This window comes from Paraburkholderia mimosarum LMG 23256 = NBRC 106338 (genome assembly GCF_000739815.1).
Lineage (GTDB): Bacteria > Pseudomonadota > Gammaproteobacteria > Burkholderiales > Burkholderiaceae > Paraburkholderia > Paraburkholderia mimosarum.
The window spans coordinates 39,540-56,162 of the sequence record NZ_BBJJ01000008.1; the positions used below are offsets into that span (position 1 = coordinate 39,540).

The following is a 16,623-nucleotide window of genomic DNA, read 5'->3' on the forward strand; positions in this document are numbered from 1 at the left end:
GCGAGGTGCGTCGGGCGCCCAAACGAGCGGTCAACCGACGGTTCGCCCGGGTGCCCTTTCGCCCGCCCGCCGCGCTCCGGCGGCCGCCCGACGACTTCACTGCATTGCAGTAAAATAGGCGCTCATCCTTCTGCCGCCTGCAATGAACGCCGACCTCCACTGTCACTCCACTGTCTCCGACGGCCAACTGGCCCCGGCTGCTGTCGCGCGGCTGGCGAAGGCGGGTGGCGTGACGCTGTGGGCGCTGACCGATCATGACGTGCTCGGCGGTCAGCGTGAAGCCCGCGAGACGGCCGAGGCGCTCGGCATGCGCTATTTGAACGGCGTCGAGATTTCGGTCACCTGGGCGTCGCGTACCGTGCACATCGTCGGCCTGCATGTGGATCCGGAGTGCACCGCGCTCGTCGAGGGGCTTGCGCGTACGCGTGACGGCCGCGCGGCGCGTGCGGAGGCGATGGGCGAGCGGCTCGCGGAGCTGGGCATTCAGGGCGCTTACCCCGGCGCGCTCCGGTATGTTTCGAATCCCGATTTGATCTCGCGCACGCATTTCGCGCGCTTTCTCGTGGAAAGCGGCCGCGCACAGAACACCCAGGACGCGTTTTCGCGCTGGCTCGGCGATGGCAAGCCCGGCTACATTGCGCACCGCTGGGCGAAGCTTGCCGACGCCGTATCGTGGATCAAGGCCGCGGGCGGCGAGGCGATCATCGCCCACCCTGGCCGCTACGCCTACACGCAGCTCGAATTCGACACGCTCTTTGGCGAGTTCATCGATCTGGGCGGCAAGGCGATCGAAGTCGTGACGGGCAGCCACACGCCCGACCAGTACGCCGAATATGCGGCGGTCGCGAGGCGCTTTGGTTTCGAGGCGTCACGCGGCTCGGATTTCCATGCTCCCGGGGACGACTCGATCGCGCCGGGCATGCTGCCGCCGCTTCCTTCCGATCTCAAGCCTGTCTGGGAGCGATGGCTTTAGGCCGCGCACGGCGCGCGGCCCACAACCTCGACCCCTTGCCACTCCTGCCGCCGGGCAGCCCGCCGCAAGGCGTTTCAACGGGCAGAACCTGGTTTGCGGCCGCTTAGCCATCCATCGCAGTGCCCGGCCGCCGCCGGTTCTTGCTTGACTCTTGCTGTCTTGCGCGTAAGGCCGGTCTTTTCCGTCGTCACCCGTTCGTCTATCGTTAGCTGACTACTGCCATGTCCCAGTTTTTTCGGCTTCATCCAGAAAATCCACAGCCGCGCCTCGTCAAGCAAGCGGCCGAGATCATCCGCGACGGTGGGGTGATCGCGCTGCCCACGGATTCGAGCTACGCGCTTGCCGCGCGTATCGACGACAAGCATGCAGCGGAGCGCCTGCGCCGCATCCGCGGCCTCGACGAAAAGGCGCTGCTCTCGCTAATGGTGCGAGATTTGTCCGAACTCGCGAACTTCGCCATGGTGGATAACCGCCAGTACCGGCTCATCAAGTCGGTGACGCCGGGCCCGTATGTGTTCGTGCTGGTGGCGACCAAGGAGGTGCCGCGGCGCCTTTCTCATCCGTCGCGCAAGACCATCGGACTGCGCGTGCCGGGCCACCCGATTCCGCTCGCGATCCTCGAAGCGCTCGGCGAGCCGCTGCTCGCCTCCACGCTGATCCTGCCGCCCGACACCGAGCCCCTGAACGATCCCGAGGAGATTCGTGAGCGCCTCGAAAAGCAGCTCGATCTCGTGATAGACGGCGGGGCGTGTCCGTGCGAACCCTCCACCGTCATCGACCTCACCGGGGAAGAGCCGGTGCTCGTGCGGCCGGGGCGGGGCGCGCTGGCGCCGTTCGGCATCGAGGAGGAAGAGACATGAGCGGCATGAATCGCGGCCAGCGCGCAGTGACGCATTGATACAATAGCCCGCCATGGAAGCCAACCTGATTCAGACGATCGTCGTCTACGCCTTGCCGGTCATCTTCGCGATCACGCTGCACGAAGCCGCGCATGGCTACGTCGCGCGCATGCTCGGCGACAACACCGCCTACGTGCTCGGCCGCGTGTCGTTCAACCCGATGCGCCACATCGACCCGATCGGCACCATCGCCATGCCGCTCGTGCTGTATTTCCTGACGAATGGCGCGTTCGTGTTCGGCTACGCAAAGCCGGTGCCCATCGCCTTCAGCAACCTGCGCAATCCGCGCTGGGGCACGCTGTGGGTCGCAGCGGCCGGGCCGCTGTGCAACTTCGTGCAGGCCATCGTGTGGGGCGTGTTCGGCGTGGCGCTGGCGGTGCTCACTGTGGACGAGCCGTTCTTCACGCGCATGGCCGCCGCCGGCGTGGGCGTGAACCTCGTGCTCGGCGTGCTGAACCTCTTTCCGCTGCCGCCGCTCGACGGCGGCCGCGTGCTCGGGGCGCTCCTGCCCACGCGCGCGAGCATTGCGCTCGCCCGTATCGAGCCCTATGGTTTCATCATCGTGATGGGGTTGCTCGTGAGTGGCATCTTCACGCGATTCTGGCTGCGCCCCCTCGTGAGTCTCGGTTACGACGCGGTCACGGCCATCCTTACCCCTCTTGTGTCGCTCTTTTCATAACATCATGTTCCCAGACCGTATCTTCTCCGGCATGCGGCCCACCGGGTCGCTGCACCTCGGCCACTATCACGGCGTGCTGAAAAACTGGGTGCGCCTGCAGTCCGAGTACCCGTGCTTCTTCTGCGTGGTCGACTGGCATGCGCTCACCACGCACTACGAAACGCCGGAGGTCATCGAGAAGAACGTCTGGGACGTGCTGATCGACTGGCTCGCTTCGGGCATCGACCCGAACCAGGCAACGCTCTTCATCCAGAGCCGCGTGCCCGAGCACGCCGAACTGGCGCTCCTGCTCGGCATGAGCACGCCGCTATCGTGGCTGGAACGCGTGCCGACCTACAAGGAGCAGATCGAGAAGCTGCGCGACAAGGATCTCGGCACTTACGGCTTCCTCGGCTATCCGGTGCTGATGGCCGCCGACATCCTGCTGTACCGCGCGTCGCTCGTGCCGGTGGGCGAGGACCAGGTGCCGCACGTCGAGATGGCGCGCGAAATGGCGCGCCGCTTCAACTACATGTACGGCCGTGAGCCGGGCTTCGAGGAAAAGGCCAACGAAGCCGCGAAGAAGCTGGGCGGCAAGCGCTCGAAGCTCTATCACGAGCTGCGCAATGCCTACCAGCAGGAAGGCAATGAAGAAGCGCTCGAACAGGCCCGTGCAATGCTCTCGGAGTCGCAAAGCCTCTCGATGAACGATCGCGAGCGCCTTTTCGGCTATCTCGAAGGCTCGCGCAAGATCATCCTGCCGGAGCCGCAGGTGCTGCTGACCGAGGCCTCGCGCATGCCGGGCCTCGACGGCCAGAAGATGTCGAAGTCGTACGGCAACACCATCGGCCTGCGCGAAGACGCGGAGTCGATCACGAAGAAGGTCCGCACCATGCCGACCGACCCGGCGCGCGTGCGCCGCACCGATCCGGGCGATCCGGACAAATGCCCGGTGTGGCAGCTGCACCAGGTCTACACGGACGAAGCGACGCACGACTGGGTGCAGAAGGGCTGCCGTTCGGCCGGTATCGGCTGTCTGGAGTGCAAGCAGCCGGTGATCGAGGGCATCCTGCGCGAGCAGCAGCCCATGCTCGAGCGCGCGCAGAAGTACATGGACGATCCTTCGCTGCTGCGTGCGATTGTCGCGGACGGCTGCGACAAGGCGCGCAAGTTCGCCAACGAGACGATGCGCGACGTGCGCGAGGCCATGGGCCTCTCATACAGCTGATGGCTTGTGAAGCTGCCGGCGGTTCGCTGCCACACGCTGGGCTCGCCGAGCCCTCGCGCTGGGTGCGCCGCTGGGCGCATCTGATCGCATCGGGCGGCGCGGTACTCGACGTCGCCGCGGGCTCGGGCCGGCACGCGCGCTGGCTCGCCGGCCGGGGCCATCCGGTCACGGCACTCGATCGCGACGCCGCGGCGCTCGCTACGCTGCAAGACGCGGCAGGCGTCGAGACGTTGGTCTGCGACCTCGAAGGCGCACCCTGGCCGCTCCCTCACGACGCTCGCTTTGCCGGCGTGGTCGTCACCAACTACCTGCACCGGCCGCTCATGCCGCGTCTCATCGACGCGCTGGCGCCGGGCGGCGTCCTCCTCTACGAGACCTTCGCGCAAGGCAACGAGACCGTCGGCAAGCCGTCGAACCCCGCGTTCCTGCTCGCTCCCGGCGAACTGCTCGCCAGCTTTACGCCGTCCTTGCGCGTCATCGCCTACCAGGACGGGTTTCTCTCCCAGCCGCGCGAAGCGTATATTCAGCGCATCTGCGCCGTACGCGAAAAATCGACCTCACTGTCCCCCGAAAGCGCCGGTAATGTGCCTGAGAACCAGGTACTACCCGTAGCGCGATACGATCTGACCGGCTAATCCGCTACAATCGCGGTTTAACCGACTCATTTCTGACGTTTCATGGCTAACGGCACTCAGGACGGCATTACGCTGCAAGGCAGCATTCCCGCGATCGTCACCCCCATGCATGAGGACGGCAGTCTCGACCTGCCGGCATTCCGCAAACTGATCGACTGGCATGTGGAAGAGGGGACGGATGCCCTCGTCGTCGTCGGTACGAGCGGGGAGTCCGCCACGCTGAACGTCGAAGAACACATCCTGATGATCAGGACGGCGGTCGAGCACGCTGCGGGCCGCATGCCGATCATCGCGGGCGCCGGCGGCAATTCCACCGCCGAGGCGATCGAACTCACGAAGCATGCGAAGGAAGTCGGCGCGCATGCGTCGCTCCAGGTCGTGCCCTATTACAACAAGCCGACCCAGGAAGGCATGTACCGCCATTTCGCGAAGATCGCGGAATCGGTGGACCTGCCGGTCATTCTGTACAACGTGCCGGGCCGTACGGTCGCGGACATGGCGAACGAGACCATCCTGCGTCTGGCCGAAGTGCCGGGCATCGTGGCGGTGAAGGAAGCGACGGGCAACATCGACCGCGCCGCGCATCTCATCAAGCACGCGCCGGCCGGCTTCAAGATTTTCAGCGGCGACGACCCCACGGCGATCGCGCTGATGCTGCTCGGCGGCCACGGCAATATTTCGGTGACCGCGAACGTCGCGCCGCGCCAGATGAGCGACCTGTGCAAGGCCGCGCTCGCAGGCGACGCAAAGACCGCTCGCGCGATTCATATGAAGTTGCTGTCGCTGCACAAGAACCTGTTCATCGAATCGAATCCGATTCCCGTGAAGTGGGCGCTGCAGGAACTCGGCCGCATCGAAGGCGGCATCCGTCTGCCGCTCACGCCGCTCGACGCGCGCTACCACGACGTGGTGCGCGCCGCGTTGCGCGAGGCCGGTCTGGCTCGCTGATCCGTTCAGCGCAGTCGCCGTTTTTTCAACCGACGCCGCCACGGCCCAGCCGCCCAATCACTGGCAGATCATCAACGGACGATCTGGCAGAGCAAGGCTCAGCGTTCCCGTATCACGAAGGTCCACATGAAACGTTCCGCTTTTTCCCTCCACGCAACGCGCATGGCGGTGCTGGCAGTTGCCCTCGGCTCGCTCGCAGGTTGCGAATCGCTGAACGACATGTTCGCGTCGGATCGCGTCAATTACAAGGACACGCCGACTGCTCCGCCGCTGAACGTGCCGCACGACCTTTCGTCGGCGCCGAGCGACCAGAAGTACGTCGCGCCGCCGCCCACGGTCACGCTCGGTGGCGCAGCGCAGCGCACGGTCACGCCGGCCGGCAACGCCACGCTCGGCGTGCCGAACTCGCAGGACCCGTTCGGCATGCACGTCGAGCGCGACGGCAACCGCCGCTGGCTCGTGGTGGACGGCCGCACGCCTGACGATGTCTGGCCCCAGTTGCAGGAATTCTGGACCGAAAACGGCTTTACGCTGACCACCGACTCGCCGTCGACGGGCATCATGACGACCGACTGGGCCGAAAACCGCGCCAATATTCCGGACGATTGGTTCCGTCGTACGATTGGACGCGTGATCGATTTCGCGTACTCGTCGGGCACGCGCGATCGCTTCCGCGTGCTGGTTTCGCGCGGCGCGGACGGTCAAACCGATATTTCCATCACGCATAACGCGATGGAAGAAGTGCTGACGGGGCAGGACAAGACCGGGTCCAAGTGGGTTGAGCGCCCGCGCGATCCGGCACTCGAAGCGGCGTTCCTCTCGAAGATCATGCAGAAGTTCGGTCTGACCGACGCCCAGTCGAAACAACTGCTGACCGACGCGCGTCCTGCTACGGCGCCTGTAAAGGTCGCCGCGGGTCCCGACGGCACGACGCTCGATCTGCCCGAGGCGTTCGACACCGCGTGGTTGCGCGTGGGTCTCGCGCTCGACCGCACGAACTTCACGGTCGACAACCGCGACCGCGAGAAGGGCCTCTACTACGTGCGTTACGCGGACTCGATGCAGGAACTCAAGGGCGACGGTCTGCTCGGCAAGCTCTTCTACAATCCGAAGAAGGCTGCGAAGGATCAGGGTCCGGAATTCCTCGTCGCGGTGCGGGCGACTGGCAATTCGACCCAGGTTGCCGTGGTGGACCAGAACGGCCGCATCGACACCTCGTCCGACGCGCAACGGATCGTCTCCGCCCTGCACGCGCAGCTGAACTGACGTGCGCTGATATGCGATTTGCGAGCCTCGGCAGCGGCAGCGAGGGCAACGCACTGGTCGTAGAAGCAGGCGGCGGCGCGACGCCCACGCGCGTGCTGCTCGACTGCGGATTCTCAGCGAAGGAAGTCGAGCGGCGCCTCGCGCGCGCGGGGCTGGCCGCCGACTCCCTCACCGCGATTCTCGTTACCCACGAACACAGCGACCATATTGGCAGCGCGCTCACACTGGCGCGCCGCTGGTCGATTCCCCTGTACATGAGCTGGGGCACGGCGCAGGCCGTGGGCGCCGACGACGCCGATGTCGATCTAAATGTGTTGTGGGGCGACGAGACCGTCGAAATCGGGGAACTCGCCGTGTTGCCTTACACGGTGCCGCACGATGCGCGCGAGCCCCTGCAGTTCGTGTTCAGCGACGGTGCTTGCCGGCTTGGCGTGCTCACCGACGTGGGCGAATCGACGCCGCACATCGGCAATGTGCTCGGCGGTTGCGATGCGCTCGTGCTCGAATGCAATCACGATCTCGAGATGCTCGCGACGAGCCGCTATCCCGCGTCGCTCAAGGCGCGCATCGGCGGGTCGCATGGGCACCTGAGCAACGAGGCCGCAGGCGGCATCCTCGCGGGGCTCGATCGCGCGAAGCTGCGGCATCTCATCGCGGCGCATCTGAGCCAGCAGAACAATACGCCTGTGCTCGCGCGCGCAGCCGTCGCGGCGGTCCTCGGCAATGCGCTGACGCAAATCGGGGTCGCTTCGCAAGCGGAGGGCTTCGACTGGATTGCGCTCTGAGCCGCCGCTTGTTCGCGGAAGGTCAACAAACGAAAAAAAGCCCATGACGAAAGTCATGGGCTTTTTGTTCGACGAAGTGTTCGCGGAAGCCGGTATCGAACGATCCGGCCCCGTGAGGTCTCACTTAAGCCTTAGTTGCGATTGCCGCCGAAGATCCCGAGGATGGCGAGCAGGTTCGTGAACACGTTGTACAGGTCCAGGTAGATCGCGAGCGTGGCCGAGATGTAATTCGTCTCGCCGCCGTTCACGACGCGCTGCACGTCGAACAGCATGTACGCCGAGAAAATCGCGATCGCGAGCACCGACACCGTGAGCATCAGCGCGGGCAGTTGCAGGAACACGTTCGCGACGCCGGCGAGCAGGATCACGATCACGCCCATGAATAGCCACTTGCCGAGCCCCGAAAAGTCGCGCTTGCTGACGGTGGCGACCGTGGCCATGGTGGCGAAGATGATGCCGGTGCCGCCGAACGCGAGCATGATCAGCGACGGGCCGTTCGAAAAGCCGAGGATGAACGACAGCAGGCGCGAGAGCATCAAGCCCATGAAGAACGTGAAGCCGAGCAGCACGAACACGCCCACCGAGCTGTTCTTGGTGCGCTCGATGGCGAACATGAAGCCAAACGCGATCGCGAAGAATGCGAGCAGGCTCATGGCCGGGCTCGTAGCGGCGAAGAGCGAGAAGCCGGTCGCGACGCCCACCCACGCGCCGAGCACCGTCGGCACCATCGACAGCGCGAGCAGCCAGTAGGTGTTGCGCAGTACGCGGTTGCGGGTCTCGGCCGAAGTGACGGCGCCGCCGCGGCCGAAGTTGTAGGGATACTCGTTCATGCTTTCTCCTTGCGTGAGACGCGTGAGTGAGGGCGCGCAGGTGCGCGGTCCGCTCCCTCGTAAGATAAGTGCGCCGACCCGGAGTTTCAACGGGCTGCCACACAGTTTCCGTTATGGTGACAAAGCGTAGGCCACCAATCTTAAGCCTCTCTGAATCGTGTGGCAGCGCGGCGGTTGCGGAGGTCTGCACCCGTTTGCCCGGATTTGATCGGCTAAGAGGGTTCAATCGCAATCATACATGGGAACATGCTACAATTGCGGATTCATTTGAATCTGTAACCTCTTAATTTTCTGGAGTTTTTATGGCGATCGAACGCACCCTGTCGATTATCAAGCCGGACGCAGTGGCAAAGAACGTGATCGGCCAGATCTACAGCCGCTTCGAAAACGCTGGTCTGAAGATCGTTGCCGCTCGCATGGTTCACCTCTCGCGCGCTGACGCAGAGAAGTTCTATGCTGTTCACGCAGCGCGTCCGTTCTTCAAGGACCTCGTGGACTTCATGGTTTCCGGTCCGGTGATGGTTCAGGCGCTGGAAGGCGAGAACGCCATCCTGAAGAACCGCGAACTGATGGGCGCGACCGACCCGAAGAAGGCAGAGGCCGGCACGATCCGCGCCGACTTCGCCGACAGCATCGATGCGAACGCCGTGCACGGTTCGGACGCTGCTGAAACGGCTGCCGTGGAAATCGCGTTTTTCTTCCCGCAAGTCAACGTCTACTCGCGCTAAGCACGGCGCGAGCAGACTGCAGTAGTAGCATAGGGTCGCGAACGGCAATGACGCTCACCGTCCGGTTCGGGGTGCCGCGCAAGTGCGCAGGTTCCCGGGTAATGCGGTCGGTGGGCGCGCTCTCGCACTGAAATGGCAGGATTCGACATGACGAGCAGTTCCACCGTCAACCTTCTCGATCTCGACGCCCAAGGGCTCGTCGCATATTGCGAAAGCCTGGGCGAGAAGCCGTTTCGCGCCAAACAGCTTCAGCGCTGGATCCATCAGTACAACGCCGCCGACTTCGACGGCATGACCGATCTGGCCAAATCGCTGCGCGAGAAGCTGAAAGGGCGCGCCATCATCGGCATGCCCGGCATCATCAGCGACAACGTTTCCTCCGATGGCACGCGCAAATGGCTCGTGGACGTCGGCAACGGCAACGCGGTCGAAACCGTGTTCATCCCCGAAGACAATCGCGGCACGCTGTGCGTGTCATCGCAGGCGGGATGCGCGGTCAACTGCCGGTTCTGCTCGACCGGCAAGCAAGGTTTCTCACGCAACCTCACCACCGCCGAGATCATCGGCCAGTTGCGCATGGCGGAATTCGCCTTGCGCGCTTCGCTGCGTGGCGAGGCAGGCGGGCGCGCGACCGGCGGGGATGGCAAGGGCGAGCGCGTCATCACGAACGTCGTGATGATGGGCATGGGTGAGCCGCTCCTGAACTACGACGCCGTGGTACCCGCCATGCGTCTGATGCTCGACGACAACGCCTACGGCCTGTCGCGCCGGCGCGTCACGCTCTCCACCTCGGGCGTGGTCCCGATGATGGACCGCCTCGGGGCTGACTTGCCCGTGGCGCTCGCCGTTTCACTGCACGCGCCGAACGACGCGCTGCGCGACGAACTCGTGCCGCTCAACCGCAAGTACCCGCTGCGCGAGTTGATGGCGGCGTGCCAGCGTTATCTCGAAGTCGCACCGCGCGATTTCATCACGTTCGAGTACTGCATGCTCGACGGCGTGAACGACACCGAAAAGCACGCGCGCGAATTGCTCGCCGTAACGCGCGACGTGCCCTGCAAGTTCAATTTGATCCCGTTCAATCCGTTTCCGGAATCGGGTCTGCTGCGCTCGAAACCGGAGCAGATCAAGCGCTTTGCGCAGATCCTGATGGATGCGGGCGTCGTCACCACCGTGCGCAAGACGCGCGGCGACGACATCGACGCGGCCTGCGGTCAGCTCGCCGGCGAGGTGAAGGACCGTACGCGCCTTGCTGAACGGACGGGCCGGGCAGGGGGCAAGATCATCGAAGTGCGGCCGGTTCAGCACTGATCCGGCATGAGGAGGGCCCACGGCGGCGTGCGGGGAAACGCGCGGTCGTTGGCAGTATCGAAATAGACGTTGCAGAAGCGATCGGAAGCGGCGAGTGGACTGACGACGAGCCGCGCATTTTGTTATAAACGGTCTGCGAATCGGGTTGAGGCGGGGCTAAAGGCGGCCCACCGGTTCCAGTATTGAAAAGAATCGACGCAAGGACTTTGGGATGAGCGAGCCGCAGCACCCTTTCGGTACAGACGGAACTGACAGCAACGCTGATCGTTCGGTACAGGGCGCGACGCCCTCGCCGGTGCAGGCGGTCCCCGATACGCTGGCCGCGGCCGGCGCGCGTCTCGCGCAGTTGCGCGAGTCGAAGGGCTGGGCCATCGAGGACGTCTCGGCGCGTCTGAAGGTGTCGGTCTCGAAGCTGCGCGAACTCGAAGCCGGCGACATCAGTCATCTGCCGGATACGACATTCGCACTGGGCGTCGTGCGGGCCTACGCGAAGCTGCTTGGCACGGACTCCACGCCGTTCACACAGGCGCTGCGGCGCGAGCGCGGCATCGCGCAGCCGGATCTGTCGATGCCCGCGTCGGCCGGCTCCGATCTGCCGCGCGGACGGGTGTCGCTCTCGCTGGGTGGCAGCGGCGCACGGGCGCCGCGCCGTCGCGCTTCGTGGCTGTGGGGCGTGGCGATCATCGTGATCGCGGTGCTCGCCCTTTCCATGTGGCACACGAACAGCGGCGAATCGTCGGCCTGGTTTGCGCGCATGAAGGCAATGGCGAATGGCGCGAGCGTACAGTCGGGCAGCTCGTCGCCCACGGTGACGCAAGGCGAGGCGACCGGCTCCGCTGGCGCATCGGCCGTTCAGGGCGTGGACCCGTCGGCCACGCCGGCAAGTGGCGATGCAAGCGATGCGGCCCCAAGCTACGCGGGTGACAACGGCAGCGCAGCCCCCGATCAAGGCGCTGCGGCAAGCGCGCCGCAGGCTGCTCAGCAGACTACGCAGCAACCGGCCCCGCAGGCCATGCCGCAACCGGCGGCGCAGGCCGCGCAACAGCCCGCGCCACAAGTCGCGCGTCCTGCTGCTGCGAGCGCTGCGCCGGCGGCCGCGCCGGCCAGCGTGGCCAGCGCAGCACACGCACAGGCGGCGAGCGCACCGGCCGCCAAGGCAACGGAGGCTGCACCAGGCACGACTGCCGTCACCAACGCGGACAGCGGCGCGGACACCTCGACATTCGCGATCCGCGTGACGCAGGACACCTGGGTGAGCGTGCGCCAGAAGGACGGGAAGGAAGTGTTCTCGGGCATGATCCACGGCAGCGACGCCCGTGAGATCACCGGTACGGAGCCGCTCAAGGTCACCGTGGGCAACAAGGCCGGCATCGAGTCGATGACGATCGATGGTCAGCCGGTCGACGCGGCGAAGTACGCGTCGGCGCGGGGCAATGTCGCGCGCTTCGTGCTGCCCTGATTGCAACATGGCATGCGTCGCGGTGAGGCAAGTACCAGTTGCCGGCCGCGACGCTTTTTCAATTCATGCTGTGCCGCCGCTGACTAGTCAGCCCCGGTGCGCGTGAGGCGTAAATGGGTTTTTCGATGCAAAGCGAAACGCAATCCTCGACCAGCAACAGTCAGATCTGCTCGAACGAGCCGATCCTCGGCGGCCACGCGCCGCGCCGCAAGTCGCACGCCGTGCATGTGCGCTGGGGCGGCCAGCTGGTGACGATCGGCGGCGACGCGCCGGTGCGCGTGCAGTCGATGACCAACACGGACACCGCCGACGCGATCGGCACCGCGATCCAGATCAAGGAACTCGCGCAAGCCGGCTCGGAGCTCGTGCGCATCACGGTCAACACGCCCGAAGCGGCGGCGGCCGTGCCGCACGTCCGCGAGCAGCTCGACCGCATGGGCGTGACGGTGCCGCTCGTCGGCGACTTTCACTACAACGGACACCTGCTGCTGCGTGACTACCCCGCATGCGCGGAAGCCCTCTCGAAATACCGCATCAACCCGGGCAACGTCGGCCAGGGTGCGAAACGCGATACGCAGTACGCGCAGATGATCGAAGCGGCCATCAAGTACGACAAGCCGGTGCGCATCGGCGTGAACTGGGGCAGCCTCGACCAGGACCTGCTCGCGCGCATGATGGACGAGAACGGCGCGCGCAGGGAGCCGTGGGAAGCGCAGAGCGTGATGTACGAAGCGCTCATCCAGTCGGCCATCGGCTCGGCGGAGCGCGCGGTCGAACTCGGGCTTGGCCGCGACAAGATCATTCTCTCGTGCAAGGTGAGCGGCGTGCAGGACTTGATCGCCGTCTACCAGCAACTCGCGAAGCGTTGCGATTTCGCGCTGCACCTGGGGCTCACCGAAGCGGGCATGGGATCGAAGGGCATCGTCGCTTCGACGGCCGCGCTTTCGGTCCTGCTCCAGCAGGGCATTGGCGACACGATCCGTATCTCGCTCACGCCGGAGCCGGGCGCCTCGCGCACGGGTGAAGTGGTGGTCGGCCAGGAAATCCTGCAGACCATGGGCTTGCGTTCGTTCACGCCGATGGTCATCGCGTGCCCCGGCTGCGGCCGCACCACGAGCACGCTGTTCCAGGAACTTGCTTCGCAGATCCAGAACTATCTGCGCGCGCAAATGCCGCTCTGGCGCGATGAATATCCGGGCGTCGAGACGATGAACGTGGCCGTCATGGGTTGCATCGTGAACGGCCCGGGCGAATCGAAGCACGCGAACATCGGCATCAGCCTGCCGGGCTCGGGCGAGAATCCCGCTGCGCCGGTGTTCATCGACGGCGAGAAGGTGAAGACGCTGCGCGGTGAGCGCATTGCCGAAGAATTCCAGCAGATCGTGAGCGACTACGTCGCGCGCAAGTACGGCAAGGCCGAAGTGACGAACTGAGCGCGCGGATCAATCCGCGCGGCCAGACACGGCCCCTTGCACGACTCGCACGACCAGCCACGCACGATCACGTACGCATACACGGAAAGTCCATCCGCAACGCAATGACTGAACAAAAACGCAAGCCCGAAAAGCTCACGGGCGTGAAGGGCATGAACGACATCCTGCCGCAGGAGGCAGGGCTGTGGGAATTCTTCGAAACCACGGTGAAGTCCATGCTTCGTTCGTACGGCTATCAAAATCTGCGCACGCCGATCGTCGAGCATACGCAGCTCTTCACGCGCGGCATCGGCGAAGTGACCGACATCGTCGAAAAAGAGATGTACAGCTTCACCGACGCGCTCAACGGCGAGAACCTCACGCTGCGCCCCGAAGGCACGGCGGCGGCCGTGCGCGCGACGATCGAGCACAACATGCTCTATGACGGCCCGAAGCGCCTGTGGTACATCGGCCCGATGTTCCGTCACGAGCGTCCGCAGCGCGGCCGCTATCGTCAGTTCCATCAGGTGGGCGTCGAGGCGCTGGGTTTCGCGGGTCCCGATGCGGACGCGGAAATCATCCTGATGTGCCAGCGGCTCTGGGACGATCTCGGCCTCACCGGCATCAAGCTCGAGATCAATTCCCTCGGCGTGGCCGAAGAGCGCGCGGCGCATCGCGTCGAGCTCATCAAGTATCTCGAGCAGCACGTCGATCTGCTCGACGAAGACGGCAAGCGCCGCCTCTACACGAACCCGCTGCGCGTGCTCGACACGAAGAATCCCGCGCTGCAGGAGATCGCGAACAAGGCGCCGAAGCTGATCGATTTCCTCGGTGAGGCCTCGCGCGCGCACTTCGAAGGGCTGCAGCGCATCCTCAAGTCGAACAACATTCCGTTCACGATCAATCCGCGTCTCGTGCGCGGTCTCGATTACTACAATCTGACCGTGTTCGAATGGGTGACCGACAAGCTCGGCGCGCAGGGCACCGTCGCGGCGGGCGGCCGCTACGATCCGCTGATCGAGCAGCTGGGCGGCAAGCCGACGGCCGCGTGCGGCTGGGCCATGGGCATCGAGCGCATTCTCGAACTGCTCAAGGAAGAGGATCTCGTGCCGCAGGAAGAAGGTTGCGATGTCTACGTCGTTCACCAGGGCGAAGCCGCGCGCGAGAAGGCGTTCATCGTGGCCGAGCGCCTGCGCGACACGGGCCTCGACGTGATCCTGCATTGCAGTGCCGATGGCCAGAGCGCGAGCTTCAAGTCGCAGATGAAGCGCGCGGATGCGAGCGGCGCGGCGTTCGCCGTGGTGCTCGGCGAGGACGAAGTGGCGAAGGGCGAGGCCGGTGTGAAGGCGCTGCGCGGTACCGCTGAGGAGGCTCGCAGCGAGCAACAAACGGTAGCGCTTGAGGACTTGACCGAATATCTGATCAATGCGATGGTTGCATCCGCCGAAGACGGCGAGGACTGAAGCGGCCGCCCAGGCGGGCCGCCGGGGTCGCGGCGCATTCGAAAACAGGCTTGAGAATAAACGAGGAATCGCTACGCGATGAGTTACCACGACGAACAGGAATCGATCGAGAGCTTCAAGGCATGGTGGGCGCAGTGGGGTAACGCCACTACGTGGGTCGTGCTGATCGTTCTGCTCGCGCTCGCCGCATGGAATGGCTGGAACTTCTGGCAGCGCCGCCAGGCGGCCGAAGCTGCCGTGCTGTACGACCAGGTGCAGCAGGCCGCGAACAGCAGCGACAAGGCGATGCTCACGCGCATCGGGTCCGACATGGAAGACCGCTTCGGCGGCACCGCCTACGCGCAGATGACAGCGCTGGCCGTGGCCAAGGCGCTCTATATGGCGGGCGACACGGCCGGCGCGAAGGCGCAGCTGCAGTGGGCCGCCGACCACGCTAAGGACGACGAATTCCGCCAGGTCGCAAAGCTGCGCCTCGCTTCGCTCCTGCTCGACGAGAAGGCCTACGATCAGGGCCTTGCGCTGATTCCGCAGCCGGATTCGGGTCCGTTCAAGGGCATCGTGGCAGACGGCCGGGGCGACCTGCTCGCGGCCGCCGGCAAGCGCGACGAAGCGCGTGCGGCCTACAAGCTCGCGCTCGACAGCCTGCCGAAGAGCGACGCTTCCGAGCGCCAGTTGATCCAGTTCAAGCTGGACGCGCTGGGCGGCTAAGCGGCCGGTCGTGATCATCGTGCCGATCGCGCCCAATGCGTGCGTGGCATTGCGAAACCATTCAAAAGAAACTTCATTCATGCGTCGTTCACCGATGAATCTGCTGAAACGAACCGTTGTGCCCGTCGCTTTCGCGATGACCGTCCTGGCTCTCGCAGCCTGTTCATCGACGAAAGACGTGCGCCGCGTGCCGGTGCCGCTGACGGAGTTCAAGCCGGCGCTGGACGTCCAGCAGGTGTGGAAGACGAGCGTCGGCAAGGCCGGTCGCTACCTGTTCTCGCCGGTCGCCGTGGGCGACACCGTCTACGCGGCGGGCGAGAACGGCTCGGTCGCGAAGATCGACGCGGCGTCGGGCAAGGACATCTGGCGCACGAAGCTCAAGGACGACATTTCGGCGGGCGTGGGCAGCGACGGCAATCTCACGGCTGTCGGCGGCCTGAAGGGCGACGTGTACGTGCTCGACGCGAACGGCAAGCTCTCGTGGCAGGCCAGGGCGCCTGGCGAGATCATCTCGCCGCCGCTCGTGGGTAACGGCCTCGTGATCGTGCGCACGATCGACGGCCAGATCGTCGCCTTCAACGGGCAAACGGGCGAGCAGAAATGGATCTACCGTAATCGCGCCGTGCCGCTGAATCTGCGCGTTTCTTCGGGTATGACGTTCGCGGGCGATCAGGCGGTCTTGGCGGGCTTCCCGGGTGGCTCGTTCGCTGCGATCAACCTGGCGAGCGGCGACGCGTTCTGGGAGACCCCGGTTTCGTACCCGAAGGGCGTGACGGAAGTCGAGCGGATCAACGACGTGAGCGGTCCCCCCACGCTCGTCGGCGCGACGACCTGCGCGGTGACGTTCCAGGGGCAGCTTGGCTGTTTCGATGCGAACTCGGGCCGACCGATGTGGCAAAAGGCGTTCTCGAGCACGAGCGGTATCGCCCAGGACGAAACGACGGTGGTGGGTGGCGACGACTGGTCGGTCGTGAAGGCCTTCAGCGTTTCGAGCGGCCAGCCGACCTGGACCAATGAAAAGCTCAAGAGCCGCGACGTGAGCGTGCCTGCCTTGCTGGGCCACGCGGTCGTGCTCGGCGACTTCGAGGGCTACGTCCATTTCCTCTCACTCGATGACGGCAGCTTCGTCTCGCGCGTGAAGACCGACGGCAGCCCGATTACGGCGGCCCCCGTACTCGCCGGCAACACGCTGGTCGTGCAGACGAAGGACGGCGACCTGTACGGTCTGCGTCCGCATTAAGCATCGTCTGCCGGGAGTGGCTGCCCGGATGGTCGCCGTCCATTGCATGCCAGCCCCTGCGGCTGGCGCGTGAACCAGCA

Annotated in this window: 16 protein-coding genes; 15 read left to right on the forward strand and 1 reads right to left on the reverse strand. The window is 65.1% G+C overall.

Annotated elements, in window-relative coordinates; genetic code table 11:
• The first annotated feature begins 142 nt into the window (after positions 1 to 142).
• The 8 genes from BMI01S_RS08835 (at position 143) to BMI01S_RS08870 (ending at position 7,392) form a co-directional block, all read left to right on the forward strand.
• Positions 143 to 973 carry a 3',5'-nucleoside bisphosphate phosphatase gene (locus tag BMI01S_RS08835; protein ID WP_028210044.1) on the forward strand — a complete coding sequence of 277 codons (831 nt, stop codon included), beginning with the start codon at positions 143 to 145 and terminating at the stop codon, positions 971 to 973.
• Between the two features lie 221 nt (positions 974 to 1,194).
• Positions 1,195 to 1,833 carry an L-threonylcarbamoyladenylate synthase gene (locus tag BMI01S_RS08840; protein WP_028210043.1) on the forward strand — a complete coding sequence of 213 codons (639 nt, stop codon included), beginning with the start codon at positions 1,195 to 1,197 and terminating at the stop codon, positions 1,831 to 1,833.
• A 52-nt stretch (positions 1,834 to 1,885) separates the two neighbouring features.
• A complete protein-coding gene (locus BMI01S_RS08845; RefSeq protein ID WP_028210042.1) occupies positions 1,886 to 2,551 on the forward strand; it encodes a site-2 protease family protein in 666 nt (221 codons plus the stop codon).
• A gap of 4 nt (positions 2,552 to 2,555) precedes the next feature.
• Entirely contained in the window at positions 2,556 to 3,758 is a 1,203-nt protein-coding gene (locus BMI01S_RS08850; protein WP_028210041.1) for a tryptophan--tRNA ligase, read from the forward strand.
• Complete coding sequence (locus BMI01S_RS08855) at positions 3,758 to 4,393, forward strand: class I SAM-dependent methyltransferase (RefSeq protein ID WP_042288947.1); 636 nt, start codon at positions 3,758 to 3,760, stop codon at positions 4,391 to 4,393. Before BMI01S_RS08850 ends, BMI01S_RS08855 begins: the two co-directional genes overlap by 1 nt.
• Positions 4,394 to 4,435: 42 nt before the next feature.
• Positions 4,436 to 5,341 (forward strand): 4-hydroxy-tetrahydrodipicolinate synthase, encoded by a 906-nt coding sequence (gene dapA, locus BMI01S_RS08860; protein WP_028210040.1) that lies wholly within the window; start codon positions 4,436 to 4,438, stop codon positions 5,339 to 5,341.
• A gap of 126 nt (positions 5,342 to 5,467) precedes the next feature.
• Positions 5,468 to 6,607: an outer membrane protein assembly factor BamC gene (gene bamC, locus BMI01S_RS08865; RefSeq protein WP_028210039.1), complete on the forward strand. Its 1,140-nt coding sequence runs from the start codon at positions 5,468 to 5,470 to the stop codon at positions 6,605 to 6,607.
• An 11-nt stretch (positions 6,608 to 6,618) separates the two neighbouring features.
• A complete protein-coding gene (locus BMI01S_RS08870; protein ID WP_028210038.1) occupies positions 6,619 to 7,392 on the forward strand; it encodes an MBL fold metallo-hydrolase in 774 nt (257 codons plus the stop codon).
• Between the two features lie 131 nt (positions 7,393 to 7,523).
• On the opposite strand, the gene BMI01S_RS08875 is transcribed toward BMI01S_RS08870, so the two are convergent.
• The gene (locus BMI01S_RS08875; protein ID WP_028210037.1) at positions 7,524 to 8,222 is read right to left on the reverse strand and encodes a Bax inhibitor-1/YccA family protein; all 699 of its coding nucleotides are present in this window, start codon (positions 8,220 to 8,222) and stop codon (positions 7,524 to 7,526) included.
• 302 nt (positions 8,223 to 8,524) lie between these two features.
• Here BMI01S_RS08875 and ndk point away from each other — a divergent pair, with 302 nt between their 5' ends.
• The 7 genes from ndk (at position 8,525) to bamB (ending at position 16,543) form a co-directional block, all read left to right on the forward strand.
• Entirely contained in the window at positions 8,525 to 8,950 is a 426-nt protein-coding gene (ndk, locus tag BMI01S_RS08880) for a nucleoside-diphosphate kinase (protein ID WP_028210036.1), read from the forward strand.
• 147 nt (positions 8,951 to 9,097) lie between these two features.
• Complete coding sequence (gene rlmN / locus BMI01S_RS08885) at positions 9,098 to 10,261, forward strand: 23S rRNA (adenine(2503)-C(2))-methyltransferase RlmN (RefSeq protein ID WP_028210035.1); 1,164 nt, start codon at positions 9,098 to 9,100, stop codon at positions 10,259 to 10,261.
• Between the two features lie 211 nt (positions 10,262 to 10,472).
• On the forward strand, positions 10,473 to 11,720 hold the full coding sequence (locus BMI01S_RS08890; RefSeq protein WP_028210034.1) for a helix-turn-helix domain-containing protein: 1,248 nt from the start codon (positions 10,473 to 10,475) through the stop codon (positions 11,718 to 11,720).
• A 125-nt stretch (positions 11,721 to 11,845) separates the two neighbouring features.
• Positions 11,846 to 13,153 carry a flavodoxin-dependent (E)-4-hydroxy-3-methylbut-2-enyl-diphosphate synthase gene (gene ispG, locus BMI01S_RS08895; RefSeq protein ID WP_028210033.1) on the forward strand — a complete coding sequence of 436 codons (1,308 nt, stop codon included), beginning with the start codon at positions 11,846 to 11,848 and terminating at the stop codon, positions 13,151 to 13,153.
• A gap of 104 nt (positions 13,154 to 13,257) precedes the next feature.
• Positions 13,258 to 14,595, forward strand: coding sequence for a histidine--tRNA ligase (hisS, locus tag BMI01S_RS08900; RefSeq protein WP_028210032.1), 1,338 nt, complete (start codon positions 13,258 to 13,260; stop codon positions 14,593 to 14,595).
• Positions 14,596 to 14,673: 78 nt separating this feature from the next.
• Positions 14,674 to 15,303, forward strand: coding sequence for a YfgM family protein (locus BMI01S_RS08905; protein WP_028210031.1), 630 nt, complete (start codon positions 14,674 to 14,676; stop codon positions 15,301 to 15,303).
• 94 nt (positions 15,304 to 15,397) lie between these two features.
• Complete coding sequence (gene bamB / locus BMI01S_RS08910) at positions 15,398 to 16,543, forward strand: outer membrane protein assembly factor BamB (RefSeq protein WP_028210030.1); 1,146 nt, start codon at positions 15,398 to 15,400, stop codon at positions 16,541 to 16,543.
• Positions 16,544 to 16,623: the final 80 nt, after the last annotated feature.